Annotated in this window: 2 protein-coding genes; both read left to right on the plus strand. The window is 69.3% G+C overall.

Annotation, left to right across the window (positions count from 1 at the left end; genetic code table 11):
- Window positions 1–76: 76 nt before the first annotated feature.
- On the plus strand, window positions 77–565 hold the full coding sequence (locus ACWFRB_RS26360) for an Ig-like domain repeat protein (protein ID WP_452644304.1): 489 nt from the start codon (window positions 77–79) through the stop codon (window positions 563–565).
- 106 nt (window positions 566–671) lie between these two features.
- The gene (locus ACWFRB_RS26365) at window positions 672–1,178 is read left to right on the plus strand and encodes an Ig-like domain-containing protein (protein ID WP_452644306.1); all 507 of its coding nucleotides are present in this window, start codon (window positions 672–674) and stop codon (window positions 1,176–1,178) included.
- The last annotated feature ends 111 nt before the right edge of the window (window positions 1,179–1,289 follow it).

The following is a 1,289-nucleotide window of genomic DNA, read 5'->3' on the forward strand; positions in this document are numbered from 1 at the left end:
GCCCTCGCGGGCGCCGAAGCCCCGGCCCCACAACCCGCGGCAACGCCCGTTGCCGCGCCAAGGAAAGGAAATTCTCATGGCACATCGAGCAACCACACGCACCGTCGCCGCCGCCGCACTCGCGTTCGGCGCACTGACCGTCATCGGCGGGGGCGTCGCAACCGCCGCGCCCGCACCGCAGCCCGTCCCGTCCGCGGTCAACGTCGCCTCCACGATCACGATCGAGCCCATCACCGGAGCCACCGTCGAGAAGGAGATCACGCTGAAGGCGAAGGTCACTCCTGCGGCAGCGGGCGGCACCGTCGTGTTCGAGAACAGCACAGGTGCATGGAATCCCGTACCGGTCGGCGCCGACGGCACCGCCACCACAACATGGCGAACAAGCGAGGCCGGCAAGCAGACCCTCAAGGCCACCTTCTCCGGCCGCAACGGCGTCACCGGATCCACCACCACCCGAGAGGTCACGATCAAGCCCGCCGGTGACAACGGCAGCAGCACGGGCATCGACAGCGTCGACTCCGTGCTCGACAAGATCCGCTCCCTCTTCTCCGGCCTCGGCTCCTAAGCGGAAACCACCCCTGACACCGGGCTCCGGCGCACCCCTGCCGCGCCGGAGCCCGGTCCCACAACCCGCGGCGACGCTGATGGCCGCACCAAGTGAAGGAACCCTCATGGCACATCGAGCAACCACACGCACCGTCGCCGCCACCGCACTCGCGTTCGGCGCACTGACCCTCCTCGGCGGGGGCGTCGCCTCCGCCGAGGACGCGACCGCACCGCAGGCCGTGCAGATCGCAGCCAACGTCGCCTCCACGGTCACCCTCGAACCCATCACCCCAGCACCCGATAGCAATGAGTACACGCTGAAGGCGAAGGTCACTCCCGCAGCAGCGGGCGGCACCGTCGAATTCAAGGACGGCAACGACGTCCTCGGCACCGAACAGGTCGAGGCCGACGGCACCGCCGCCAGGATCTGGTACCCCGAAACCGACGGCAAGCACACCATCACCGCCACCTTCTCCGGCCGCGACGGCGTCACCGGATCCACCTCCACCCAGCAGGTCACCGTCACAACGGCCGGACCCAACTCCGGCGACACCGGCAGCAGCACGGGCATCGACAGCGTCGACTCCGTGCTCGACAAGATCCGCTCCCTCTTCTCCGGCCTCGGCTCCTGAGCGGAAACCACCCCTGACACCGGGCTCCGGCGCACCCCTGCCGCGCCGGAGCCCGGTTCCACAACCCGCGGCGACGCTGATGGCCGCACCAAGTGAAGGAACCCTCATGGC

Source organism: Rhodococcus sp. NPDC055112 (genome assembly GCF_053607505.1).

What these genes read in the sequence shown, in the direction of transcription:
- ACWFRB_RS26360 (WP_452644304.1), top strand. Translation starts at nt 77, where the DNA reads ATGGCACATCGAGCAACCACACGCACCGTCGCCGCCGCCGCACTCGCG.
- ACWFRB_RS26365 (WP_452644306.1), top strand. Translation starts at nt 672, where the DNA reads ATGGCACATCGAGCAACCACACGCACCGTCGCCGCCACCGCACTCGCG.